Below are 23,745 nucleotides of genomic sequence, written 5' to 3' on the forward strand. Positions count from 1 at the left end.
AACCATTCTATAAAAGCCCCTCTGCCCACTTTGCAGCACTCTCAAGACTCTCCGGATTCTTCTTCGGCCCAACATAAGCAACTTCACCAATAAATTTATTTTCAGGCAGAGCTTCCTTTAGTTTGGCAAAACACTTTACTGCTCCGCCGCCTCCATGGCTTGCAAAAATTGCAATCTGCTTATTCCTGATCTGATAATCATTAACGAAACTTCTTATGGGTGGTGCAAATGACCCCGCCCATACCGGAGTTCCGATTATTATCGTATCATAATGGCTTAAATTAATTCTTTCATTTGTTAACGCAGGTTTATCTCCAAAAACAACACTCTTTCCACCCCAGAAGTACTTACCAATCCCCACTGTCGGATAGTTCTTGCTAGTTTTTAATTCAACTATGTCCGCATGTAATGTTTGTCCGATCGTCTCTGCAACTGATTTCGTATTACCCTCAAATGAAAAATATACTACTAAAACACTCATGATGGTTCCCCTTTCTCAGAAATAATTTTTTTAGCTTTCTCAGCCCAATCCTTCATAGCAGAATAAACATAAACACCGCAAAGTGCCGTCAAATGACTATAAGTACAATTGATCCCCTGATCTTTAAACTGGTCCATCTGTTCCATATACTCACTCATATTTCTTATTAATTCCTCATTTCTTATGATAAAATCATCCAGATGACCGATTAAAACGTCAGGCTGGGTATTCTCACCAAAAGAAATCTTAAGAAGTATCTCATAACGGAGCTTCTCTATCTCGGGCTTCTCATACAGCCAGTCTGAAAGTTCTTTTCTTCCCTCTTCCGTAATGCTGTATACAATTTGCCCCCGTCCGTTTCCATGTTCCCCATCGCTGGAGCTGACTGCAAGCCCCTGTGCAACCAGTGCTTTTAATGTAGGATATATTTGACCATAGCTTTCCTGCCAGAAATGGCTGTATTCGTTTTCCAACCACTTTTTTATTGTATAACCCGTCAGCGGCATACGGGCAAGCATCCCAAGCATTACATATTTTGACTTTCCTGTGTTTTCTTTCATTTGTACTTCCCCTTATCTTTAATATAGTATTATAATATATCATATTGATACATTATGCAAGTAAAATATAGTATTTATCAGTATTCCAAAAAAGTAATACTTTTATATTGACATTTTTCAATATTGCGCATATACTTTTCATATCAAAATATTTTGATTTGAGGTGATATGCTTGGATAATACTCATGAAAAAAATGCCAGGATTTTCAAGGCGTTCTGCGATGAGAAGCGTCTTGCAATTCTTGAGCTTCTTCGCAGTGGTGAAAAGTGCGCCTGCGTACTCATTGACCAAATGGAAATCGGTCAGTCCTCTTTGTCCTATCACATGAAGATTTTATGTGAATCAGGCGTGGTGGACAGCCGGCAGGAGGGCAAATGGACTCACTACCGTCTGAGCGAATCCGGCAGTAAATATGCCGCAGAATTACTGGTACAGCTGACGACACCGAATACCCGGCAGGTACCTGATGAATATTAAATGTCAGAGAGGCCATCGATTGGATGGTTTTTCTTTCACTAAATACATCAAGTTTTTTTGATATGAATAATTGATTGGAGGAATTATTTTGAACACCTTACAAGTAGCCTGGAATATTTTTCAGGAACAGATACTGGGTATGAAGTGGCTGAATCAACTGATTGGAAATATGCTGTCTTCTCTTGGTACTGATATCAACAGCCGTCTAGGCGGAAGCATACAGTTTTTTCTTTACGATGTGATAAAAATAACCGTGCTTCTTTGTTTCCTTATTTTCCTTATTTCCTATATCCAGAGTTATTTTCCTCCTGAGCGCAGTAAAAAGATCATGGGTCGTTTTCATGGAATCTGGGCGAATGTAATTGCAGCACTCCTTGGAACCGTCACCCCTTTTTGCTCCTGTTCTTCCATACCACTCTTTATCGGCTTTACCAGTGCAGGTCTTCCCCTGGGTGTGACATTCTCATTCCTCATTTCATCTCCAATGGTGGACCTTGGAAGTTTAGTTCTTCTAATGAGCATTTTTGGCGTAAAAGTGGCAGCTGCATATGTACTGATTGGTTTAGTGATTGCTGTTATAGGAGGAACAATCATCGAGGCACTTCACATGGAGAACTACGTCGAAGAATTTATCCGCAATGCCAGTAAAGTGGATATTGAATCTCCCACACTCTCCAAAAAAGACAGAGTCATCTATGCGAAAGACCAGGCTTTATCTACCTTTAAAAAAGTATTTCCCTACATTCTGGTGGGCGTTGGTATCGGTGCGGTCATACACAACTGGATACCGGAATCCTGGATTAATGCAGTTCTGGGATCAAACAATCCATTTGGTGTAATTCTGGCAACACTAATCGGTGTCCCCATGTACGCGGATATTTTCGGCACCATTCCCATTGCTGAAGCATTGCTTTATAAAGGAGCACAGCTTGGTACGATCCTCAGCTTTATGATGGCGGTAACCACCCTCAGCTTTCCGTCAATGATCATGCTGCGTAAGGCAGTTAAACCAAAACTGCTGGGTGTATTCATTGCAATCTGTGTTGCAGGTATCACTATAGTCGGTTATTTATTTAATTTATTTCAATTCTTATTTATCTAATTTCAGGAGGTATATTTATGAGTTTATTTGGAAAGAAAAAAGAAGAAACAGGAAAAAGAAACGATTCCCCCATTAAGGTACTGGGTTCTGGCTGTGCTAAATGCAATCAGCTGGAGAATGCAGCAAAAGAAGCTCTGTCTGAGCTGGGCTTAGACCCTTCCATTGATCATGTTACCGATTTTGCTGAAATTGCGACCTATGGTGTTATGTCAACTCCAGCACTTATTATTGATGGCAAGGTCGCTTCCTATGGTAAAGTATTAAAAAAAGAGGAAGTTATTGATTTAATTAAAAAAATCAGGGGTTAACGGTATTTAACTGTCTGGGTAGCTCTGTAGCACTGGTCACCATTGTTGGAGTTCTTGTTGAGGTCCCTGTGATGCTCCTATTGGTGCAGGCTGCAAATAAAACACGAGGATGGTTTTCGTCATAATTAATGGGAGGGACTTACCATGTTACCAAAAGTAGCATTTATATGCGTTCATAATTCCTGCAGAAGCCAGATTGCAGAAGCATTAGGCAAACATCTTGCAGGAGATGTGTTTGAAAGCTATTCTGCGGGTACAGATACAAAGCCGCAGATCAATCAGGACGCAGTGCGGTTAATGAAGCAGCTCTATGGAATTGATATGGAATTTTCAAAAACCCTTTCAGTGATCACGGATAAAATAACCGACTTAAAAGAGCGCATTAAACAGAAAAAAATCTAGTTATTCACAAAAAAAGAACGGATTTGAAAATCAATTCAAATCCGTTCTTTTTCCATGTTTCTATTTATTTACCGTAGTAACCCTTTAAATACATTTCCTTAAGCTCACTGAACAGCGGATATCTTGGGTTTGCACCGGTACACTGATCATCAAATGCATTCTCAACCATCTCATCCAGCGTGTCTAAGAAATACTTCTCATCTACACCGTAATCTTTAATTGTTGCCTTAATTCCAACGGCCTTCTTTAATTCTTCAATCTTAGCAATGAATTTCTTTAATACATCCGCATCGTCTTTACCATCAATTCCGCAGAAACGTGCGCATTCTGCATATCTGGCAAGTGTATGGGGATACTGATACTGTGGGAAGGTTCCCATCTTAGCAGGTACTTCTGAAGCGTTGAATTCCATAACCATAGTAATTAAGAGTGCATTTGCCACACCATGAGGAATGTGATGGTAAGCGCCTAATTTATGTGCCATAGAATGGCATACTCCTAAGAATGCGTTGTTAAATGCCATACCAGCCATACAGGAAGCATCTGCCATCTTACATCTGGCCTCAACATTGGTTCCATCGTTATAAGCAGTTGGCAGGTATTCAAATACATTCTTCATAGCCTTCAGCGCAAGACCATCTGTGTAATCAGAAGCCATAACAGATGCGTATGCTTCCAGCGCATGAGTCAGTACATCAATACCAGAAGCGCTGGTCAGACCCTTTGGCTGGCTCATCATATTATCTGCATCAACAATGGACATATTCGGCATTAACTGATAATCTGCAAGCGGATATTTAACTCCTGTATTCTGGTCTGTAATAACTGCGAAAGAAGTCACCTCAGAACCAGTACCGGAAGAGGTTGGAATTGCTACAAAATAAGCTTTCTCACCCATCTTCGGGAATGTGTATACTCTCTTACGGATATCCATGAAACGCATCGCCATATCCTGGAAGTCCACTTCCGGATGCTCATACATTACCCACATGATTTTTGCAGCGTCCATTGCAGAACCGCCGCCCAGTGCGATGATTGTATCCGGCTGGAATGCCTTCATAGCTGCTGCACCGGCCTCAGCATTCGCAAGGGTCGGATCAGGCTGAACATCTGAGAATACTGTGTAAACAATTCCCATTTCATTCAGTTTATCAGTAATTGCCTTGGTATAGCCATTCATATAAAGGAAAGAGTCTGTTACTACAAATGCTCTCTTTTTGTTATATACATCCTTTAACTCACTAAGGGCAACCGGCATACATCCCTTTTTGAAATAAACTTTTTCCGGATTTCTGAACCACAGCATGTTCTCTCTCCTCTCAGCAACGGTTTTAATATTCAGCAAATGTTTTACGCCAACATTTTCAGAAACAGAGTTTCCGCCCCAGGAACCGCATCCCAGAGTCAGAGATGGCTGTAACTTAAAGTTATAGATATCGCCGATACCGCCATGAGAAGATGGAGTATTAACAAGAATACGGCAGGTCTTCATTGCAGCTGCATGTTTTGCCATTTTTTCAGTTTCATTTACATTCACATAGAGGGAAGCTGTATGACCATAGCCACCGTCTGCAACCAGTTGTTCTGCCTTTTCAATTGCCTCGTCAAAGGTTTTTGCTCTATACATTGCCAGAACCGGTGACAGCTTTTCATGTGCAAATTCTTCCTCAATATGAACGTTTTCCACCTCACCAATTAAGATCTTGGTTGATTCCGGAACTTCAACACCTGCAAGCTTCGCAATGGTATGTGCCTTCTGTCCAACAATCTTGGCATTAAGTGCTCCATTAATAATAATGGTTTTACGTACTTTTTCAATTTCATCGCCCTTTAAGAAGTAGCAGCCTCTTGCTGCAAACTCTTTCTTAACTGCGTCATAAACTTTATCAAGAACTGTAACAGACTGTTCAGAAGCACAAATCATACCATTATCAAAAGTCTTGGAATGAATGATGGAATTTACTGCCATCTTAACATCAGCCGTATCATCAATGATAACCGGTGTATTACCTGCACCTACGCCCAGAGCCGGTTTTCCTGAAGAATAAGCTGCCTTAACCATTCCAGGACCACCCGTTGCCAGAATGATATCTGCACTTCTCATAACCTCGTTTGTTAATTCCAGAGAAGGTACATCAATCCAGCCAATAATTCCTTCTGGTGCACCTGCCTTGACAGCCGCTTCAAGAACTACCTTAGCAGCAGCAATCGTACAGTTCTTTGCTCTGGGATGCGGGGAAATGATAATTGCATTTCTTGTTTTTAAACTGATCAGTGTTTTGAATATTGCAGTTGATGTAGGGTTTGTAGTAGGAATAACAGCTGCAATCAGACCGATTGGCTCTGCAATTTTCTTAATACCAAAAGCTTTATCTTCTTCAATCACACCGCAGGTTTTTGTATCTTTGTAAGAATTATAGATATATTCAGCGGCATAATTGTTTTTAATTACTTTATCCTCTGCAACACCCATGCCTGTTTCCTCAACAGCCATCTTAGCAAGAGGGATTCTCAATTTATTCGCAGCGCTTGCTGCCTCATAGAAAATTTTATCAACCTGCTCCTGTGTAAATGTTGCAAAGACTCTCTGAGCCTCTCTCATTGCTTCCATTTTAGCAACCAAGGTATCTACACTATCAATTATCTGGGGAACCTTAACCAGTTCTTCTTTTTTTGCCATTTGAATTTCCTCCATTTTTAAAGCAGCAATCCCATTAGTTTCTTAATCGATATTTTTTTAACGATCTTTATGATTTTATTATATTCTATCGTTATTTTTTTGTCAATGTTATAACTCACAAAAATATACATCGTTCGATAAAATTTTTATGTATTTTTAATAAATACTTTTTTACTTATATAAAAATCAGGTAAAATCAAATAACTCCGATAAAACAAAGGGTTTTAAGGGTTATTATTAATATAAAATAATTAACAAACCCTTATACATTAAATTACCATCAAATTTCACCCAGTATATATAAGGAAATACTTCGTTTTTATCACGCATCTTTGAACCTATTTAAAAACTTGTGATGTAACTATAATTATGGTATAGTTAGCCTTACTACCTGCTAAAAAAAGGTTTATGCAGGCTAAATCAGATAACACGATTTAAGGGGATATTTATGAAAATAACCATTGGAATTGATCTTGGAGGCAGTACAACAAAGATTGTTGGATTTCAGGATCATAAATTAAAAATACCAACTTTTGTAAAAGCAGATAACCCAATTGCTTCCTTATTTGGAGCTCTGGGGAAGTTTATCTATGATAACAATATTCAGTTAAATGAAATAGAAAAAATCATGATTACAGGCGTAGGAAGTGCTTATGTGGAGCAGCCTCTTTACGGAATCCCAACCTATAAAGTGAATGAATTTACCTGCAATGGCCTGGGCGGACAGTATTTTACCGGATTAAAAGATTTAATCGTAGTTAGTATGGGAACAGGTACTTCCCTTGTTCAGGTGAATGGAGAGTCCATCGTTCACACCGGTGGGATCGGAATCGGAGGAGGAACCATTGTCGGTCTTTCCAGTCTGCTGTTAAAAACTCAGGATATCTCGCATATTATGGATCTGGCCAGCAGAGGAAATCTAAGTAATATTGATTTACAGATTCAGGATATATCAAGATCCCCTCTTCCAGGACTGCCATTAAACGCTACTGCATCAAACTTCGGAAAAGTAAGAGGTTTTGTATCAGATGAAGATATTGCTATTGGTATTATTCATATGGTACTTCAGGTAATTGGAAAGTCCGCCATCTTATCATCATTAAACAGCAACATTAACGATTTTGTCATGACGGGAAATCTTTCCAGATTTCCTCAATGCCGGGAGATTTTTCAATCCCTGGAAACCATGTTTGATGTTCACTTTATTATACCGGAACAGGCAGAGTATGGTACTGCTATCGGTGCGGCTCTCACCGAAGAACACCATATGGAGAAGACTGAGATCCGTTAATTAAGAATATAATTTCTCTTTTTTCACTGGTATGTGACTGGATTACAGCTTTGGCATTTTGTAAATAGAAGACTTCCATTAAATTATTGTCAACTGAATACAATCTGCTTAAAGCTGTTCCATATTCCAATTATAGGTAGCCAGATAAAAAGTGCCGGTGAATAAATTATAATAAAAAACACGGTAATAACCGTGTTTTTAAGAATGATATCCTAATGCCCGCTCCAGAGCATCTTTCTCCTCACTGCCTAACAGTACTTCTGTCTCTCCTCTTTCTACTTCTTTAATGTAGATATAACAGCCTTCTCTGCTATGAACCGAGTTCAGTACAAATCCGCTGTTTGTATAATCCAGTAGCGCCATAGCAAAGCTTAAATTACCTCCCATACCTTTAAAAGCGTTATACTTTACAAGACCAAATTTTTGAAATGCACTTCTGTAATTTTTATTTGTATTTCTCAGAGAATCTTTATTGGCTCGATCTTCCGCTTTTAACTGAGTAATATCTTCCATTTGTTCTATGATAATGCCTTCAAGCGTTTCTGCGTCTTTGCCTCTCATGAAAAAATCATATCTTCGGTACAGCTTTCTAATTTGAATAATACATATAATCACGACGATCAGCAGTATTAATGTAAGCACAGATAATCCAATGATCAAAAAGGCAGGATCAACCGGCAGCTGATTTAATATACTGTTATCCATTCTTTCGTCCTCACTTCCATGATGTTATCTTATGGATTCTAATAACTCTACTATTCTTTCCAATTCTGCCTCAGAATAGTACTCGATTTCGACTCTTCCTTTATTTTTATCCTTGCGGTTAATGCTGACTTTTGTGCCCATGGCAGTTTTCATTCGATCTTCCAGTTCCCGGAAAATTAAGGAAATGCTTTCATCCTCTTCCCTGGCTTCCTTTGGTTCTTTCTTTTTTGACAAAGATTTTACAAGTTTTTCCACTTCTCGGACACTGAGATTTTCAGCCACAATTTTACCGGCAAGCTGATATTGTAAATCCCGATCATCTACTGCTAACAAAGCTCTGGCGTGTCCGCTGCTAATCTGATCCTGAATCAGCATTTCCTGAATCCGCTCATCCAGCTTTAATAACCGCATACTATTCGTTATGGTAACCCGATTTTTAGCAACACGTGCTGCTATTTCTTCCTGCTTTAATCCAAACTCCTGCATTAAGATAGAATATGCCCTGGCTTCTTCTATAGGATTCAAATCTTCTCGCTGCACATTTTCTATTAGAGCAATTTCCATAGACTGCTGCTTCGTATATTCCCTGATCACTACCGGAACTTCTTTTAAACCAGCCATTTTTGCAGCGCGCCATCTCCGTTCTCCAGCAATAATCTCATAAAACTCACCATTTTTTTGAACCAGAAGAGGCTGTAAGACACCATATTCCTTCATGGATTCAGCCAGTTCCAGTAATGCGTCTTCACGAAATTCCTTTCGCGGCTGATTATGATTAGGCTCAATCATTGATATTTTTATAAATATCTCTTTCCCTGTATCTAAATCCGATTTTCCTTTATCCGACAATGCTGCCGTATGTTCAGCTTCCTTATGATTTTTTATTTCCTGTTCTTCTGCTGCAGATTCCATTACTTCATCTCCAAAAATCGCACCAAGCCCTTTTCCTAAACCTGTTCTCTTTGCCATATCTAGATCTCTTCTCCTCTGCTTATAACTTCAGCCGCCAGTAACCGGTAGCTTTCTGCCCCCGCTGACCTGGAATCATATAAATTAATCGGCATTCCATGGCTGGGAGCCTCCGCCAGTCTGACATTTCTGGGTATGATTGTTTTATAGATGTTCTGATTTAAATTGTTCTTAACACTTTCTACAACTTCCAAGGAAAGATTGGTTCTTGCATCATACATAGTAAATACAACTCCTTCCATTTCCAAAGAAGGATTCAATTTCTTTTTTACCAAATTCACTGTTTTTAATACCTGGCTAAGTCCTTCCAATGCATAATATTCACACTGGATGGGTACTAATACGGTGTTTGCTGCAGATAAGGCATTAATTGTCAATAGACTCAATGACGGAGGACAATCTATAATAATAAAATCATAGTTTTTCTTGATTTTTTCAAGATATGACTTAAGGAGCATCTCCTTATTTTCGATTTCTAACAACTCTATCTCAGCTCCAGCCAGATCCACATTTGATGGCAATAGATCCAGATTATCCTGAACGTTAGTAATCAAACATTCTTCTATTTCACACTCTCCTACCAACAGATCATAGATGGTACGCTCAATTGTTGACTTTTCCATACCAAGCCCACTGGTTTCGTTTCCCTGTGGATCAAAATCCACAGCTAATACCCGTTGTCCTGACTCCGCAAGACAAGCTGATAGGTTAATTGCAGTAGTCGTTTTACCGACTCCGCCTTTCTGGTTTGCTATCGCAATGATTCTTCCCATTTTTAATTTTCTCCTGTTACTACGTCCGGAAATTGCAGTTCAAACTAGAGTATATCATACTTTATTTTTTTTTCCTATGGTTTGAAGTAAAAAAAATACATAATTTACAAAAAATGTTTCACGTGAAACATTCTTCCAAGTTTAAGAATAAATTAATATGTTTTCCGTTGTAAGTCTATATTGATTATATTATAATAAGAAGAGATTATCCGTTATCAGGAGGTAAATAATGAAAACTACGAGTAAATTACTAACTCTACTCATTCTTTCAGCAAGTACAGCTGCGACCACTGCAGTTATTAATAAATTCGTCAAACTGTCTGCATCATCAAAAAACATACTGGCAGATTCAAAATCCTTATGTTATAAATGGCGTTTTGGCAATATACATTATACGAAAACAGGTTCAGGAAAACCACTTCTGTTAATTCATGATTTAACAGCATGTTCTAATGGTTACGAATGGAATAGTTTAATTTCCTTATTAAAGGAACAGTATACTGTTTATACCATCGACCTGCTTGGATGCGGCCGGTCAGAAAAACCAGATTTAACTTATACAAACTATCTCTATGTACAGATGATCACTGATTTTATTAAATCAGAAATTGGACATCGAACTAATGTAATTGCTACAGGTGCCTCAACAGCATTGGCACTTATGACATGTAACAATTCACCCGAATTATTTGATCAAATTATGCTTATAAATCCGGAGAGTCTTTTGACCTGCAACCAGATTCCCAATAACCATTCCAAAGTTTATAAGTTTATTCTGGATCTTCCTATAATAGGTACTCTTCTCTACCATATATCAGTGAGTAAACAATCGATACGAGAAGAATTTACAAAGAACTTTTTTTACAATCCGTATTCTGTGAAAAATTCCATAATTGACGCCTATCATGAAGCGGCTCATTTAGGAGACTCACCAAAATCGTTATATGCAAGTGTAAAGTGTAACTATACTAAGTGTAATGTGACAAATGCACTTAAAAAAATTAATAACAGCATATATATTACAGGTGGACAGGAAATGGATCATATCAATGATGTTATACTTGAATATCAGAAGTGTAATCCAGCCATAGAGAGTTCTTTAATACCTAATAGTAAATATCTTCCTCAAATGGAGAATCCAACCAGTCTATATCAATTAATTCAAATGTACTTTTTATAAAAAAATGTTTCACGTGAAACATTCCTATTGAGATCAACATTAACCTCTTGGATGTTTCACGTGAAACATTTTATTTTAACGGTTCCTTTGAAGGTAATCCGGCCTTTCTCGGATACTTCTTAGAGATACTATTTACTTTTGTAATTTCTATAAATGATCTCTCTGCTTCTGTCCCAGGTAATAAAAATCGTTCTGTTCTCTCTATTTTACCCCCAAGAAGAAATACAGCATGTTTTGCTTCTGTCAACTCTTCATCTATCTTACCGGATTTATATGGTATAAAGCATCCACCCACTTTAACAAAAGGCATACAATACTCTGATAATGTACTTAGATTTGCTACAGCCCGGGAAACACATAGATCATATTGTTCCCGATGTATTAAATCTCTGCCTAAATCTTCCGCTCTTCCATGAATCGATGCGATATCCTTTAATTCCAGTTTCTTTATTACTTCATTAAGAAAATTAACTCTCTTATTTAATGAATCCATTAAAGTAATACGCAGCTGAGGAAAAGCGATCTTTAATGGTATTCCTGGAAACCCTGCGCCTGTCCCAACATCGATAATATTATATGGTAATGAGTCCAAATCTTTCTTTGCCTTAATCAAAGATAAGCTGTCAACAAAATGTTTCGTTATTACTTCGTCCAACTCAGTGATAGCAGTAAGATTCATGACCTTATTCCATTCAATCAATAGCTCATAATATTCAAAAAATTGATCCATTTGCTTTTTTTCTAAATCTATAGATAATAACTTTAATTCTCTCTGAAACTTCTCATAAAAAGCTTCCGTCATACTTTTCTCCTTATTCCTTCTGATCCGCATTTTTATGGTATCTCATCTGTTCTAAGTAAACCAGCAGTACCGAGATATCTGCAGGAGATACTCCTGATATTCTGGATGCCTGTCCAATAGACATCGGTTTATACAAATTCAGCTTTTGAATTGCTTCTCTCCTCAGTCCCTTCACTTCCGCATAATCAAAATCCATCTGCAGCTTTCGATTCTCCAGTTTCTTATACTGTGTCACCTGCTGTTTCTGTCTGCGAATATATCCTTCATACTTAATATTAATATCCACCTGCTCTACCACGTCTTCAGGAAGAGGTACTCGCTTCTCATCAATATCAGTTAACATAATATAATTCAATTCCGGTCTGCGCACCAATTCTGCTAAGGTTGTACCTGTTTTGAGAGCCGTGCTGCCATTGGTCTCCAAAAAATTCTGCACCTTTTCAGATGCTCCGATATTCGTTGATTCCAGACGCTTAATTTCCAAATCAATTGCCTGTTCCTTCTTTAACAGCTGTTCATACCTTTCATCACTGACAAGACCTATTTCATGTCCAATTCCCATCAGACGAAGGTCTGCATTGTCCTGACGCAGTAAAAGCCTGTACTCTGCCCTGGATGTCATCATACGATAAGGTTCAAGATTTTCCTTGGTAACCAGATCATCAATCAAAACACCGATATATGCCTGGGAGCGATCTAATATAACCGGCTCTCTCCCCATAATCTTCATTGCAGCATTAACCCCTGCCATAAATCCCTGAACAGCCGCCTCTTCATAACCAGAGCTTCCATTAAACTGACCTCCGCTGAATAAACCGCTGACAGCTTTAAATTCCAAAGCGGCATTCAGCTGTCCGGAGTTAATACAGTCATACTCAATAGCATAGGCATTCCTCACAATTTTTACATTCTCCAGTCCCGGCACAGTCCTGTACATGGCATACTGAACATCCTCCGGAAGGGAGCTGGACATTCCGCCTAAATACATTTCATTGGTATAAAGCCCCTCTGGCTCAACAAATACCTGGTGGCGGTCTTTATCCGGAAATTTGACCACTTTGTCCTCGATGGATGGACAATACCTGGGTCCTGTCCCTTCAATCGCACCAGAATACAGAGGGGAACGGTCCAGATTATCTCTGATAATTTCATGGGTGCTGCTGTTGGTATAAGTCAGCCAGCAGGAGATCTGCTCTTTCTTAATGGATTCTGGATCTGTAGAAAAAGAGAATGGTACTACTCTCTCATCCCCCAGCTGCTCTTCCATCTTTGAAAAATCAATACTACGCTTATCTACTCTCGCAGGAGTACCTGTTTTAAAGCGCCGCATTTCAATTCCATTGGCCTTTAAGGAGTCTGTTAAGTGGTTTGCTGCCTGCAGTCCGTTTGGGCCTGTATAATTGCTTACATCACCGTAAATACATCTTGCTCTTAAATAAGTTCCTGTTGCAAGAACAGCTGCTTTACAATGATAAACAGCTCCGGAGTAAGTCTTAACCCCTGACAGAACCCCCTGATCAGTCAGTATCTCTGATACCTCTGCCTGTCTGATGGTAAGATGGTCCGTATTCTCCAGAACGCTTCTCATAGATCTTGTATAATCCTGTTTATCCGCCTGTGCCCTTAAAGAATGGACAGCAGGTCCTTTGGATTGGTTAAGCATTTTTGACTGAATATACGTCTTGTCTATGTTCTTGCCCATTTCTCCGCCTAAAGCATCCAGTTCTCTCACCAGATGGCCTTTTGAACTTCCCCCGATATTGGGATTACAGGGCATCAGGGCAATACTGTCCACGCTGACCGTAAACATAATTGTTTCAAGGCCCATCCTGGCGCATGCCAGGGCAGCCTCACAGCCGGCATGACCAGCGCCGACCACTACAACGTCATAAGACTCCTCTAAATACTGCATCTTTATCTCCTCTTTTCTGATCCTTACTTTCCCATACAGAATTTGCTGAATATCTCATTGACCAGATCATCCTCCACGGACTCTCCCAGAATGATTCCGAGCTGCTCATAGGCATCCATCAAGTCAATGGAACAAAAGTCCTCCGCCATACCGCCATGTATGCTCTGTTCTACCATACCAAGACTTTTTAAGGCTTCTTCAAGTGCATTTTTCTGTCTTACATTTGTGATATAAACCTGGTCATTAAAATCAATTTCACCCTCATAGAACATCGTCTTAATTTCATGTTCCAGTTCCTCGATACCCAAGCGGTTTCTGGCTGAAACGGTTATCACCTTATGACTGGTTCTCATATTTAACATTTCAGGTGTTACAACCATGGACAGATCTGATTTATTTAAAACGATGACTGTTTTCCTTTCTTCAATAAAAGTCAGAATCTCCTCATCATTCTCGTCAAGCGGGCAGGAACCATCCACCACATAGATAATTAAATCGGCTCCCTCTGCTGCATGTCTGGCCTTTTCAACTCCTATCTTTTCCACTACATCCTCCGTATTACGGATTCCCGCAGTATCGATCATATTCAGGCTTAAATCTTCCAGCATGATCTGTTCCTTTAAAGTATCCCTGGTTGTTCCGGCTATATCAGTCACGATAGCACGGTCCTCTCCCACCAGAACATTTAGCAATGAAGACTTCCCAGCATTGGGCTTTCCCATAATAACCGTCTCAATTCCTTCTGAAAGAACTCTTCCGTTCTCAGAGGAACGAATCAGCCGCTTTAACTCTTCCTTTAAAGGTGCAACCGCCTGAAGCAGAGTCTCAGGATACCCATCCAGAGAGATATGCTCCGGATCATCCAGTGCAGATTCAATAAATGCAATATGATAGATAATAACTTCTCTCAATGCACGGACACGTTTAGATACAGCTCCCTCCAACTGACCGACTGATGATTTTAACGCATACTGGTTTTTTGCGTTAATCACATCAATCACTGCTTCTGCCTGCGTTAAATCAATCCTTCCGCTTAAAAAAGCCCGTTTCGTAAATTCACCTGGCTCAGCTGGCCTTGCTCCATATTTCAAAACGGTCTGAAGTATCTTTTTTGTCACCAGAACGCCTCCATGACAGTCAATCTCAATCGTATCCTCTCCGGTATAACTGCCAGGACCTTTCATAATTAATACAAGAACCTCATCAATCAGTTCATCCCCATCATAAATAAATCCATAGTGAACCGTGTGAGACTTTTGATCCGAAATCTTTTTAACCCGTTTCCCTTTTCCTTTAAAAATCCTGTCTATAATCTGAAATGACTCCTCGCCACTGATTCTCACAATTCCGATTCCGGAACTTGACATCGCTGTGGCTATCGCCGCTATCGTATTCATCTTCATTTTCTGCCACCTGTTGTACGCCAGCGAACATACCGGCGTGAGAAAAGGGGTGAGGGTGCCTTCCGACAGCCCCAACCCCTCATTGTTGTTTGACTATTTATCTCGATCCTGATACCGCTCTTTTTTAATATGTTCCTTTTTCAAGGATATCACCACATGTCTAAATGGCTCTTCCCCATCACTTCTTGTTACAACAAACTTGTCATTCTGAAGTGCGGAGTGTATAATTCTTCTCTCATATGGATTCATAGGTTCCAGAGAAACCGGTCTTCTGGTACGCTTTACCTTATAAGCAATGTTCTTAGCCAGAGTTTCCAGCGTCTCTTTTCTCCGCTCCCTGTAATTCTCCGTATCCAGTTTTACGCGGATATATTCTTCGCTTTCCTTATTAACAACAAGACTTACCAGATACTGCAGTGAATCCAAAGTCTGTCCACGCTTTCCAATCAGGATTCCCATATCGTCACCAGACATGTTGATGGAGAGTTCTCGTTCCCCTTCATCAAATTCCGTTTCCAAGGAAACAGTTAAATCCATTGCACCAAATACATCGGAAAGAAAAGTCATTGCCATGTCCTCCAAGGTTTCTTTCTTCCTTGCACGGATAACAGCTGGCTTTGAACCGATAAATCCCAGAATACCATTACTTCCTTTATCAACAATTTCATACTCCAGTTTATCACTGGTTGTCTCCAGTTGGATTAATGCTTTTGTAATTGCTTCATCAACGGTCTTTGCTGAAACTGTAATCATATCCATAGGTCACCCCTCCTATTTGCTGTGCTTTTCGTTGTACTTCGAAACCATACGTGCTTTGGCAGAAATGCTGTTAGGATCAGAGTTTCCAGCTTTATAATAATCTGTAGAAGCCTTCACCTGCTCCTTTGCTTTTTCTATCTTAGCATTGAGTTCTTCTTCTGCCTTCTCATTAGTTGCCTGCAGATTCTTAAGGCTTGCAGTGGCATTCTGAGATACACTCTGGGGCGGAAGACCTTTCTTCGCACGTTTTTTATTCGCTTTATCCAGATTCTTCTTAATCATCTCATCCATATCGATGCTGTTTAAATGGCGATTTACCAAAACCTGCTGAATGATCTGGACTACACTGGAAGCAATCCAGTAAATACCAATACCAGAAGCAAATGTGAAACAGAAGAATACAGACATCAAAGGCATCACCGTATTCATACTCTTCATGGACTGTGCCATTGCATTCCCCTCATCTGCTCCCTTCTGAGGCTGGTTCACAGTCATAAGTTTTGTACTGAACCACTGGCTTGCACCTGCCAGAACAGGAATCAGAAGCGCCAGACTTAAATGGAAACCGCCTCCGCTTGGAAAAATAACACTTGCCGGTGTTGAAGCAAGATTAATTCCAAGAAATGAATTCATATGCTCAATCTGAGCAGCATTGGTGGTAATGGTGTCCTGGATGGTCGGATAGAGATTTTTTAAAGCATTCCACTGATCCGGATTCAGCTGATATAAGAAATCTACCATTCCATTGCTGGAATTCAAATCTCCGATTCTTGACATTGTAACTTTGTGATCTGAAGCAAACTGTGTCAGCTGAGCAACATGATCTCCTCCAAGAGTTGTAATTGCAGTTACTACATTAACGTAAACAGCTTTCACACTCTGTACATAAGCAGGAATATGATAAATAACCTGATAAAGAGCAAACAGAATAGGCATCTGGATCACCAGCTGAACACAGCCTCCGGTCATGGATGTCCCATACTTTTCATAGACTGCCTGCATCTCCACGTTCTGTTTTCTCATGGATTCCTGGTCAGTTTTTCCTTTATACTTTGCCTGAACGGCTGTAAGTTCCGGCTGCATAACGCTCATCAGCTTTGATGATTTCTGCTGCTTTAAGGTCAGCGGGAACATTAAAAGCTTTGTTACGACAGTAAATAAAATAATACATAAACCAATGTTCTGGATTCCAACTGCAGAGGTCATCTGGAAAAGTAAATCCATGATCACACCTAAAACAGTTGCAAAAGGGCCCAAAACGCCTCCTACCTTAGTGAGTACTAAGAATTCCAATGAACTACCTCCTCATCAACTACGGAACTGGATCATAACCGCCTTTTGCAAAAGGGTTACACCGAATAATTCTTTTGCAAGCCAAAAACGTACCTTTTAACACACCATACTTTTGGAGTGCCTCAATGGCGTATTGAGAACACGTAGGTGTGTAAATACAGTGAGTTCTTATCTTCAGAGGAGACAGATATTTCTGATATCCCCTGATCATTAAAATCATGATTTTTTTTACCATAAGATCACTTCGATTCTTTTTTTAAAATGTTATGAAGTCCGCACAAGTGCAGATATGCACTTTCAATTGTCTTGTATTTTTCTTCTTTTGCCGCTGTTCTCACAACGACCACGATGTCTAATCCTGTCTCAACCATATCTTCATGTAGCCTGAAGCTTTCTCTGATTAATCTGGTTATATGATGCCTTACAATACTGTTTCCTACTTTCTTGCTTACCGAAATACCGATTCTTGTATCCGGCCTGTCCGTCTTTAAAACATACATGACAAGAAGTCTGTTAGCAAGGGATTTTCCACTCTGATATACTTCTCTGAAATCCCTGTTTTTTTTAATCGAATTAAAATGTTTCATTCAAATCTTTCCTTTTCCGTTTATCTGGAATTTGAGAAAAGAAAAGGCCACAATTACTTGCGGCCTGGTCCATTAAGCTGATAATTTTGCTCTTCCTTTTGCTCTTCTGGCAGCTAAAACTTTTCTTCCGCCTGGAGTGCTCATTCTGGCTCTGAAACCATGAACTTTTGATCTTTGTCTCTTTTTTGGCTGGAACGTCATTTTCATAATATACGGACACCTCCTCTTGTTACAATAGCTTATCATAGGCAATATGATGAAACATATTGAGACTATTTTTAATTAAACATCATATCAATTATATAGAACAAAGCATGGTTAGTCAAGGGAAAAATATAAGTTTTCATTTGACTTCTATTATTTTCCACATTCCGGATTTTTACAGTATAATAAATAAAACTATATAACTTTCAAAAAAGGATGGGTTACTGCAATGAAAAGTGAAGAAATTAATATCAGAGATCCTTATGTACTTCTCTCAGAAGGTATCTATTACCTTTATGGTACAAGAGCCAAAACCTGCTGGATGGCCGCCTCCGGTTTTGACTGCTATACCAGCACAGACTTAATTAACTGGGATGGGATGATTTTATGTCTCCCATGATTTATTTAAGTAAACCCCGAATGTACACTGCTTCAGTCGCAATCAAGAATTTTGCTGATTCAACATCCACAACCGATTACGGTGCAATGTTTGCCATGTCAACGCTCTCACTGATCCCTGTATTTCTTATCTTCTTATTTTTTAACCGCTATCTGGCTGAAGGGATCAGCGGAAGCGGAATCAAAGGATAATAAACATGGAAAACCAGGGATTCAGACAGAGATGGCTGTCTGGAAAGCTGGTGCAAATACGACACAGGAGAAGATCATGCAATACGCTATTATGATGCTCCCGATTCATGGAGCAAAGAAACACCGCCAACACATTGTAAAGCAGTACCCATGGCTTATTTAGATGTTATGAGCTTTTCTTATTCTGCAAGAGAAACCCTATCCAGAATCAGTTCCATACAAGGAAACGAGAACCGTAAAAACAAGTGGAAGGAAAAGGCTGCATCCATCCAGAAAACCATCAAAGACTATCTCTGGATTGAATCAAAGGATGCCTGCTTTGATCGTGATAAATATCACCGTACACTGAATGTTTTAATCCATAATAATTTAAGAGCCATGTACTGGAACAGCTTTACTGACTCCATGGCCCAGCGTTTCGTAACAAAACACTTATTAAATCCAGAGGAATTCTGGACATATATGCCGCTCCCCTCCGTGGCGGTTAATGATCCTCTTTTCCGCAATATAAAAACCAATAACTGGAGCAGACAATGTGAGGCATTGACCTATCAAAGAGCCATTCGTGCATTAGAAAATTATAATTTTGATTTTCTAATTCCAAAACTGGGAGAAAAACTATTTCAAGCTATTGGGGATTCCTGTATTTTCGTCCAGCAATACGATCCTTTTACAGGAGCTCCATCCTTAATATCGCTGGATGGTCTTCAGGATTCATACGGACCTGCCATGTTATCCGTAATGGAATATACTTCACGGATGTTTGGCATACACCTGGAGCAAAACCTTGTCTTCTGGGGAACTTATGGAGAATACGAAAGCAGCTATGAGCAGATTTGGGGAAACCACTCCTTTAAAATCATAAATTCAAAAATAAATTCCCATGCCTATATTGATGGAAAAGAAGTATTTCAGTCAGGAAAAAATTTAAAAATCATAACAGATCTGCAGGGAAATCTTCTTTATATAAAGAAACTCGCTGACAACGCTGACTTAAATAACATAAAAGTATACTGATTACCCACAAAAAAAGTCTCCGGCCTGGTTCCCGGAGACTTTTTTATCTATTAATTTCTCATTACCTTTAAAAGCGCCTGGGTAATGGCAACCGTTAAAATTGCCGCTACAATTGCCTCCGGAATTCCATTGATACAGATAATACCAATAATTACTGAATAAATTCCATCCGTCAGCCCCTTAGCTGCCTGACCATACTCTTTACCAAAAAGAAAATAAATCAGATTCATTACCAGCAATGTGTTGGTTAAAGATCCGGCAACTCCTGCCGCCGCAAGTGCTGCAGTCATTCTCATCTTACTTCCCTTTAAGGCTTTTAAAACTCCCTTAAATACGTAATATGCCACAATTCCAATCAGAATTCTCGGCACCATGCAGATAATCAGACTTCCAAAGTTGCCTCCATACTCTCCCACTTTAATAAATGGTGAGAAGACAAAAGAAGTGGGATTTGGCATGTTGGTGTTTTTCCAAAGACTTGTCAGTCCAAAAATCATTCCCAGAAAACCGCCATATTTTGGTCCAAGTATAATGGCTCCAATAATGACCGGTACGTGAATGATGGTGGCGTTCATAAATCCCAGCGGAATATATCCAAAGGGCGTAAACGCCAAAATGATGATAAGAGCAACAAATATAGCTGCCAGTACCATGCTGCGTGTTTTGTTTTGTGAATTCATATTTTTCCTCCTGTGCTACTGTTCTTTAAAAAGATACAATGCATCTGGTTACAACTGCATTATACATAATACACCATTATCCGTCAATGCTGTTATTTAATAGACAACACTTTGTTAATTTACATAAAGTTATCAACATAATGGGGATAACTTGTGGATAACTCTATGGATAGTATCTTGATAACCTTTTTTTGTGCACAAGCCTGTCCTGAACATTTTGATAAATTCAATATTTTCCGGATGTGAATAACTTAACTTTAAAAATCCCACTTTTTGTGGACAACTTTCTCTCTGGATGCTTATCAACAATCCATACACAGGCTATTCACACCTCTTTCACACACTTATCCACAATTTTTTACTATTATCATTGAAAATTATTACAAAATAGTATAGAATGAACTGTAGATTGGGCTAATGCGCATATTTGCATTTTAATAGATGTAGGAGACATACAATGTTAGAAAAGTTAAAGGAAAAATGGGACGAAATCTTATTGAATTTAAAAGAAGAGCACGAAATTACAGATGTTTCTTTCAAAACCTGGCTTCTCCCGCTAAAAGTTTATTCCGTTGACGAAGAAAAGGTAATCGTCACGGTGCCGGATGTCGAATTCCTGGGATACATCCGCAAAAAATACGGGTTTCTTCTAAAAATAACCATAGAAGAAGTAACTGGTTTTGAATGCAGCGTTGATTTTGTTGTGGAAAATCAGATTCAAAAGGAAGCTCCCGCTCCTGCAGGCAATACACTAATTACAAATACAGTGAATGCGGTCAGTCAGTCCGCAATTATAAACGCAAATTTAAATCCAAAATATATCTTCGACACCTTTGTTGTAGGTGCTAATAATAATCTGGCACACGCAGCATCCTTAGCAGTTGCTGAATCTCCCGGTGAAATTTATAACCCTCTTTTTATTTACGGAGGTGTGGGACTGGGGAAAACCCATTTAATGCATTCCATCGGTCATTTCATATTAAAGAACAATCCGAATGCAAAGGTTCTTTACGTGACCAGTGAGAAATTCACCAACGAGCTGATTGATGCGATCCGAAACAAGAATAACTTCTCTCCCACTGAATTCAGGGAGAAGTACAGAAATAATGATGTACTTTTAATTGATGATATCCAGTTTATTATAGGTAAGGAAAGTACACAGGAAGAATTCTTCCATACATTTAACGCATTATATGAATTGAAGAAACAGATTATTATATCATCTGATAAACCGCCAAAAGAAATTGAGACTCTGGAAGAACGTCTCCGTTCCCGTTTTGAATGGGGCTTAACAGTGGACATACAGTCTCCTGATTATGAAACCAGAATGGCCATTCTTCGTAAAAAAGAGGAAATGGAAGGCTATAACATCGACAACGAGGTAATCAAATACATAGCTACAAACATCAAATCCAACATCCGGGAACTGGAAGGCGCCCTGACAAAAATCGTTGCACTCTCACGCCTTGACAATAAGGAAATCACCGTAGAGCTGGCTGAAGAAGCCTTAAAAGATATTATATCCCCCAATGACAAGCGGGAAGTTACACCGGAACTGGTTATTCAAGTAGTTGCTGACCACTATGGACTGACTCCGCTTGATATCTGTTCTCAGAAACGTAACAAGGAAATCGTATATCCCCGCCAGATTGTGATGTATCTCTGCCGCGATATGGTTGGAACTCCACTGCAGATGATCGGAAAATTTCTGGGAGGAAGAGATCATACCACTATCATTCATGGGATTGAGAAGATCTCCGTCGATATAAAAAAGAATGAAACCTTAAGTAACACCATTGAGATATTAAAAAAGAAAATTAATCCACAATAGGGTGTGAATCATCTGTTAATATCATGTGGATAATTAAGCGTATCACAAGGGTTCTGATCGGGCTGTGGATAACCTTTCATTTTTCCTCCAGTTTTGTGGACGTTATTCACATGGTTATAAACAGGACAACTCAAGGCTTTATAACGGTTATCAGGGCTTTTACACAAACCCACAGCCCCTACTACTAATACGACGAAATTAAACTATATTATTTATCTATTTATCGTTATTTTAAAAGCAAAGGAGTTATCAACAATTATGAAACTGACATTTAAGCAGGATGCCATTTTAAATGGTATTAATATTGTATTAAAAGCAGTTCCCAGCAAGACAACCATGAACATCCTGGAATGCATCTTTATCGATGCCAGCGGTTCTGAGATTAAACTCACTGCCAATGATATGGAACTTGGTATTGAAACTAAGGTGGAAGGAACCATCCTGGAGAGAGGTAAAATAGCTTTGGAAGCCAAGCTTCTTTCCGAGATTGTCAGAAAGCTCTCCTCTTCTGGTGATTCCATGGTAACCATTGAAAGTGATGAGAAATTTACGACAACCATTTCCTGTGACAACTCAATTTTCCATATACAGGGCCGGGATGGAGAGGAATTTGCTTATTTACCTTATATTGAGCGGGATCATTATATCTGTTTATCCCAGTTTTCTTTAAAAGAGGTGATCAGACAGACTATCTTTTCTATTGCACCCAATGACAGCAATAAGATGATGACAGGAGAACTGTTTCAGGTTACGGGGAACCAGCTGAAAGTGGTTTCTCTGGATGGTCACAGGATCTCCATCCGAAATATTGAATTAAAAGATACATATCGTGATATAAAAGTCATTGTTCCTGGCAAGACTCTAAATGAAATCAGCAAGATTCTCGGCGGAGACAACGAAAAAGAAGTTCTCATCTTCTTCAGCACCAACCATATCCTGTTTGAATTCGATGATACAATCGTTGTATCCCGACTGATTGAAGGGGATTACTTCCGAATTGACCAGATGCTGTCCAGTGATTATGAAACTAAGGTCAGTGTAAACAAGAAAGAACTTTTAGACTGCCTTGACCGGGCAACCATCCTGGTGAGAGAAAACGATAAAAAACCTCTTATTATTAATATCGAAGATCAGGAAATGGAACTCCGCATGAATTCCAGCTTCGGATCCATGAACGCCCAGGTGGAAACTCATAAAACCGGAAGTGACATCATGATTGGCTTTAATCCAAAGTTCCTGATCGATGCATTAAGGATCATTGATGATGAAGAAGTAACAGTATATATGTTAAATCCCAAATCCCCCTGTTTTATACGGGATGAAGAGGGAAAATACATTTATTTAATTCTTCCTGTTAACTTTAACGCAGCAGCGGTTTAAAATTATTGCAGGAGCGTCCTACGGACATACCTTTATGTCCAGAAAGCATGGACAAGAAAGAGGAGCGTCCTACGGACATACCTTTATGTCCAGAAAGCATGGACAAGAAAGAGGAAATCATGGAAACTATTAAATTAAGGGATGAGTATATTAAGTTGGGACAGGCTTTAAAAGCTGCGGGTCTGGTAGGATCCGGTGTTGATGCAAAGTTTGTCATTGAGGATGGTCTTGTTTCCGTAAATGGAGAGACTGAGTATCAGCGTGGAAAGAAATTAAGAAGCGGGGATATAGTCACCTTTGACGGAAATAGTATAAAAATTGAGTAATACTATAAGATCATACCTCTATGTCCAGAAA

The 23,745-nt window shown here is 39.2% G+C and carries 24 protein-coding genes and 4 pseudogenes; 13 read left to right on the plus strand and 15 right to left on the minus strand.

Annotated elements, in window-relative coordinates; all coding sequences use genetic code 11:
- Window positions 1-7: 7 nt before the first annotated feature.
- Both RZO55_RS23290 and RZO55_RS23295 read right to left on the minus strand, forming a co-directional pair.
- Window positions 8-481, minus strand: a complete 474-nt coding sequence (locus RZO55_RS23290) for a flavodoxin family protein (protein ID WP_318066631.1) — start codon at window positions 479-481, stop codon at window positions 8-10.
- Window positions 478-1,041: a PadR family transcriptional regulator gene (locus RZO55_RS23295; RefSeq protein ID WP_318066632.1), complete on the minus strand. Its 564-nt coding sequence runs from the start codon at window positions 1,039-1,041 to the stop codon at window positions 478-480. Before RZO55_RS23295 ends, RZO55_RS23290 begins: the two co-directional genes overlap by 4 nt.
- Window positions 1,042-1,213: 172 nt before the next feature.
- On the opposite strand from RZO55_RS23295, the gene RZO55_RS23300 reads away from it, so the two are divergent.
- The 5 genes and pseudogenes from RZO55_RS23300 to RZO55_RS23315 all read left to right on the plus strand — a co-directional run.
- On the plus strand, window positions 1,214-1,519 hold the full coding sequence (locus RZO55_RS23300) for an ArsR/SmtB family transcription factor (RefSeq protein ID WP_318066633.1): 306 nt from the start codon (window positions 1,214-1,216) through the stop codon (window positions 1,517-1,519).
- A 139-nt stretch (window positions 1,520-1,658) separates the two neighbouring features.
- The gene (locus tag RZO55_RS23305) at window positions 1,659-2,621 is read left to right on the plus strand and encodes a permease (RefSeq protein ID WP_318066663.1); all 963 of its coding nucleotides are present in this window, start codon (window positions 1,659-1,661) and stop codon (window positions 2,619-2,621) included.
- A gap of 17 nt (window positions 2,622-2,638) precedes the next feature.
- Entirely contained in the window at window positions 2,639-2,929 is a 291-nt protein-coding gene (locus RZO55_RS23310; RefSeq protein ID WP_318066634.1) for a thioredoxin family protein, read from the plus strand.
- 14 nt (window positions 2,930-2,943) lie between these two features.
- Window positions 2,944-3,054, plus strand: a pseudogene (locus tag RZO55_RS26060) (arsenical-resistance protein); the annotation flags it as partial.
- A 19-nt stretch (window positions 3,055-3,073) separates the two neighbouring features.
- Window positions 3,074-3,286, plus strand: a pseudogene (locus RZO55_RS23315) (arsenate reductase/protein-tyrosine-phosphatase family protein); the annotation flags it as partial.
- 109 nt (window positions 3,287-3,395) lie between these two features.
- Here RZO55_RS23315 and adhE read toward each other — a convergent pair.
- Window positions 3,396-6,026, minus strand: coding sequence for a bifunctional acetaldehyde-CoA/alcohol dehydrogenase (gene adhE / locus RZO55_RS23320; RefSeq protein ID WP_318066636.1), 2,631 nt, complete (start codon window positions 6,024-6,026; stop codon window positions 3,396-3,398).
- Window positions 6,027-6,459: 433 nt separating this feature from the next.
- Between adhE and coaW the strand changes: the two genes are divergently transcribed.
- Window positions 6,460-7,302, plus strand: a complete 843-nt coding sequence (gene coaW, locus RZO55_RS23325) for a type II pantothenate kinase (protein ID WP_318066637.1) — start codon at window positions 6,460-6,462, stop codon at window positions 7,300-7,302.
- 198 nt (window positions 7,303-7,500) lie between these two features.
- Here coaW and RZO55_RS23330 read toward each other — a convergent pair whose 3' ends face one another.
- The 3 genes from RZO55_RS23330 to RZO55_RS23340 are packed head-to-tail and all read right to left on the minus strand — an operon-like array spanning window position 7,501 to window position 9,749.
- The gene (locus RZO55_RS23330) at window positions 7,501-8,007 is read right to left on the minus strand and encodes a DUF4446 family protein (RefSeq protein WP_318066638.1); all 507 of its coding nucleotides are present in this window, start codon (window positions 8,005-8,007) and stop codon (window positions 7,501-7,503) included.
- Between the two features lie 24 nt (window positions 8,008-8,031).
- On the minus strand, window positions 8,032-8,976 hold the full coding sequence (locus RZO55_RS23335; RefSeq protein ID WP_318066639.1) for a ParB/RepB/Spo0J family partition protein: 945 nt from the start codon (window positions 8,974-8,976) through the stop codon (window positions 8,032-8,034).
- 2 nt (window positions 8,977-8,978) lie between these two features.
- Window positions 8,979-9,749: a ParA family protein gene (locus RZO55_RS23340; protein ID WP_318066640.1), complete on the minus strand. Its 771-nt coding sequence runs from the start codon at window positions 9,747-9,749 to the stop codon at window positions 8,979-8,981.
- A gap of 229 nt (window positions 9,750-9,978) precedes the next feature.
- On the opposite strand from RZO55_RS23340, the gene RZO55_RS23345 reads away from it, so the two are divergent.
- Window positions 9,979-10,929: an alpha/beta fold hydrolase gene (locus RZO55_RS23345; protein WP_318066641.1), complete on the plus strand. Its 951-nt coding sequence runs from the start codon at window positions 9,979-9,981 to the stop codon at window positions 10,927-10,929.
- A gap of 70 nt (window positions 10,930-10,999) precedes the next feature.
- Here RZO55_RS23345 and rsmG read toward each other — a convergent pair whose 3' ends face one another.
- The 8 genes and pseudogenes from rsmG to rpmH form a co-directional block, all read right to left on the minus strand.
- Entirely contained in the window at window positions 11,000-11,731 is a 732-nt protein-coding gene (gene rsmG / locus RZO55_RS23350) for a 16S rRNA (guanine(527)-N(7))-methyltransferase RsmG (RefSeq protein WP_318066642.1), read from the minus strand.
- 10 nt (window positions 11,732-11,741) lie between these two features.
- Window positions 11,742-13,701 (minus strand): annotated as a pseudogene (mnmG, locus tag RZO55_RS23355) (tRNA uridine-5-carboxymethylaminomethyl(34) synthesis enzyme MnmG).
- Window positions 13,667-15,046 (minus strand): tRNA uridine-5-carboxymethylaminomethyl(34) synthesis GTPase MnmE, encoded by a 1,380-nt coding sequence (gene mnmE, locus RZO55_RS23360; protein WP_318066644.1) that lies wholly within the window; start codon window positions 15,044-15,046, stop codon window positions 13,667-13,669. The pseudogene mnmG and the gene mnmE overlap by 35 nt, the downstream one beginning before the upstream one ends.
- Window positions 15,047-15,139: 93 nt before the next feature.
- On the minus strand, window positions 15,140-15,805 hold the full coding sequence (gene jag / locus RZO55_RS23365) for an RNA-binding cell elongation regulator Jag/EloR (RefSeq protein ID WP_318066645.1): 666 nt from the start codon (window positions 15,803-15,805) through the stop codon (window positions 15,140-15,142).
- Between the two features lie 12 nt (window positions 15,806-15,817).
- On the minus strand, window positions 15,818-17,098 hold the full coding sequence (locus RZO55_RS23370; RefSeq protein ID WP_318066646.1) for a YidC/Oxa1 family membrane protein insertase: 1,281 nt from the start codon (window positions 17,096-17,098) through the stop codon (window positions 15,818-15,820).
- A gap of 19 nt (window positions 17,099-17,117) precedes the next feature.
- On the minus strand, window positions 17,118-17,333 hold the full coding sequence (yidD, locus tag RZO55_RS23375) for a membrane protein insertion efficiency factor YidD (protein WP_318066647.1): 216 nt from the start codon (window positions 17,331-17,333) through the stop codon (window positions 17,118-17,120).
- Between the two features lie 4 nt (window positions 17,334-17,337).
- A complete protein-coding gene (gene rnpA, locus RZO55_RS23380; protein WP_318066648.1) occupies window positions 17,338-17,685 on the minus strand; it encodes a ribonuclease P protein component in 348 nt (115 codons plus the stop codon).
- 72 nt (window positions 17,686-17,757) lie between these two features.
- Window positions 17,758-17,892, minus strand: a complete 135-nt coding sequence (gene rpmH / locus RZO55_RS23385; protein WP_013274848.1) for a 50S ribosomal protein L34 — start codon at window positions 17,890-17,892, stop codon at window positions 17,758-17,760.
- 226 nt (window positions 17,893-18,118) lie between these two features.
- On the opposite strand from rpmH, the gene RZO55_RS23390 reads away from it, so the two are divergent.
- The 3 genes and pseudogenes from RZO55_RS23390 to RZO55_RS23400 form a co-directional block, all read left to right on the plus strand.
- Window positions 18,119-18,289 carry a hypothetical protein gene (locus RZO55_RS23390; RefSeq protein ID WP_318066649.1) on the plus strand — a complete coding sequence of 57 codons (171 nt, stop codon included), beginning with the start codon at window positions 18,119-18,121 and terminating at the stop codon, window positions 18,287-18,289.
- The gene (locus tag RZO55_RS23395) at window positions 18,286-18,480 is read left to right on the plus strand and encodes an ABC transporter permease family protein (protein ID WP_336624356.1); all 195 of its coding nucleotides are present in this window, start codon (window positions 18,286-18,288) and stop codon (window positions 18,478-18,480) included. The genes RZO55_RS23390 and RZO55_RS23395 overlap by 4 nt, the downstream gene beginning before the upstream one ends.
- Window positions 18,481-18,501: 21 nt before the next feature.
- Window positions 18,502-19,497, plus strand: a pseudogene (locus RZO55_RS23400) (MGH1-like glycoside hydrolase domain-containing protein); the annotation flags it as partial.
- A 50-nt stretch (window positions 19,498-19,547) separates the two neighbouring features.
- Here RZO55_RS23400 and RZO55_RS23405 read toward each other — a convergent pair.
- On the minus strand, window positions 19,548-20,177 hold the full coding sequence (locus RZO55_RS23405) for an ECF transporter S component (RefSeq protein ID WP_318066650.1): 630 nt from the start codon (window positions 20,175-20,177) through the stop codon (window positions 19,548-19,550).
- 457 nt (window positions 20,178-20,634) lie between these two features.
- Here RZO55_RS23405 and dnaA point away from each other — a divergent pair, with 457 nt between their 5' ends.
- The 3 genes from dnaA to RZO55_RS23420 all read left to right on the plus strand — a co-directional run bounded on the left by dnaA (window position 20,635) and on the right by RZO55_RS23420 (window position 23,714).
- Window positions 20,635-22,008 (plus strand): chromosomal replication initiator protein DnaA, encoded by a 1,374-nt coding sequence (dnaA, locus tag RZO55_RS23410; protein ID WP_318066651.1) that lies wholly within the window; start codon window positions 20,635-20,637, stop codon window positions 22,006-22,008.
- Between the two features lie 258 nt (window positions 22,009-22,266).
- The gene (dnaN, locus tag RZO55_RS23415; protein ID WP_318066652.1) at window positions 22,267-23,388 is read left to right on the plus strand and encodes a DNA polymerase III subunit beta; all 1,122 of its coding nucleotides are present in this window, start codon (window positions 22,267-22,269) and stop codon (window positions 23,386-23,388) included.
- Window positions 23,389-23,435: 47 nt separating this feature from the next.
- Window positions 23,436-23,714 (plus strand): RNA-binding S4 domain-containing protein, encoded by a 279-nt coding sequence (locus RZO55_RS23420; RefSeq protein ID WP_439100077.1) that lies wholly within the window; start codon window positions 23,436-23,438, stop codon window positions 23,712-23,714.
- The last annotated feature ends 31 nt before the right edge of the window (window positions 23,715-23,745 follow it).

This window comes from Clostridium boliviensis (genome assembly GCF_033342255.1).
Classification (GTDB): domain Bacteria; phylum Bacillota; class Clostridia; order Lachnospirales; family Lachnospiraceae; genus Lacrimispora; species Lacrimispora boliviensis.

Bases quoted from the DNA above. Each gene is read 5' to 3' on its own strand.
- dnaA (WP_318066651.1), top strand. From the start codon at position 20,635: ATGTTAGAAAAGTTAAAGGAAAAATGGGACGAAATCTTATTGAATTTA.
- RZO55_RS23420 (WP_439100077.1), top strand. From the start codon at position 23,436: ATGGACAAGAAAGAGGAGCGTCCTACGGACATACCTTTATGTCCAGAA.
- RZO55_RS23345 (WP_318066641.1), top strand. From the start codon at position 9,979: ATGAAAACTACGAGTAAATTACTAACTCTACTCATTCTTTCAGCAAGT.
- adhE (WP_318066636.1), bottom strand. From the start codon at position 6,026: ATGGAGGAAATTCAAATGGCAAAAAAAGAAGAACTGGTTAAGGTTCCC.
- mnmE (WP_318066644.1), bottom strand. From the start codon at position 15,046: ATGAAGATGAATACGATAGCGGCGATAGCCACAGCGATGTCAAGTTCC.
- RZO55_RS23395 (WP_336624356.1), top strand. From the start codon at position 18,286: ATGATTTATTTAAGTAAACCCCGAATGTACACTGCTTCAGTCGCAATC.
- jag (WP_318066645.1), bottom strand. From the start codon at position 15,805: ATGGATATGATTACAGTTTCAGCAAAGACCGTTGATGAAGCAATTACA.
- RZO55_RS23390 (WP_318066649.1), top strand. From the start codon at position 18,119: ATGAAAAGTGAAGAAATTAATATCAGAGATCCTTATGTACTTCTCTCA.
- RZO55_RS23330 (WP_318066638.1), bottom strand. From the start codon at position 8,007: ATGGATAACAGTATATTAAATCAGCTGCCGGTTGATCCTGCCTTTTTG.
- RZO55_RS23305 (WP_318066663.1), top strand. From the start codon at position 1,659: ATGAAGTGGCTGAATCAACTGATTGGAAATATGCTGTCTTCTCTTGGT.
- dnaN (WP_318066652.1), top strand. From the start codon at position 22,267: ATGAAACTGACATTTAAGCAGGATGCCATTTTAAATGGTATTAATATT.
- rnpA (WP_318066648.1), bottom strand. From the start codon at position 17,685: ATGAAACATTTTAATTCGATTAAAAAAAACAGGGATTTCAGAGAAGTA.
- RZO55_RS23290 (WP_318066631.1), bottom strand. From the start codon at position 481: ATGAGTGTTTTAGTAGTATATTTTTCATTTGAGGGTAATACGAAATCA.
- RZO55_RS23295 (WP_318066632.1), bottom strand. From the start codon at position 1,041: ATGAAAGAAAACACAGGAAAGTCAAAATATGTAATGCTTGGGATGCTT.
- RZO55_RS23340 (WP_318066640.1), bottom strand. From the start codon at position 9,749: ATGGGAAGAATCATTGCGATAGCAAACCAGAAAGGCGGAGTCGGTAAA.
- RZO55_RS23335 (WP_318066639.1), bottom strand. From the start codon at position 8,976: ATGGCAAAGAGAACAGGTTTAGGAAAAGGGCTTGGTGCGATTTTTGGA.
- rsmG (WP_318066642.1), bottom strand. From the start codon at position 11,731: ATGACGGAAGCTTTTTATGAGAAGTTTCAGAGAGAATTAAAGTTATTA.
- RZO55_RS23310 (WP_318066634.1), top strand. From the start codon at position 2,639: ATGAGTTTATTTGGAAAGAAAAAAGAAGAAACAGGAAAAAGAAACGAT.
- coaW (WP_318066637.1), top strand. From the start codon at position 6,460: ATGAAAATAACCATTGGAATTGATCTTGGAGGCAGTACAACAAAGATT.
- yidD (WP_318066647.1), bottom strand. From the start codon at position 17,333: ATGGTAAAAAAAATCATGATTTTAATGATCAGGGGATATCAGAAATAT.
- RZO55_RS23405 (WP_318066650.1), bottom strand. From the start codon at position 20,177: ATGAATTCACAAAACAAAACACGCAGCATGGTACTGGCAGCTATATTT.
- rpmH (WP_013274848.1), bottom strand. From the start codon at position 17,892: ATGAAAATGACGTTCCAGCCAAAAAAGAGACAAAGATCAAAAGTTCAT.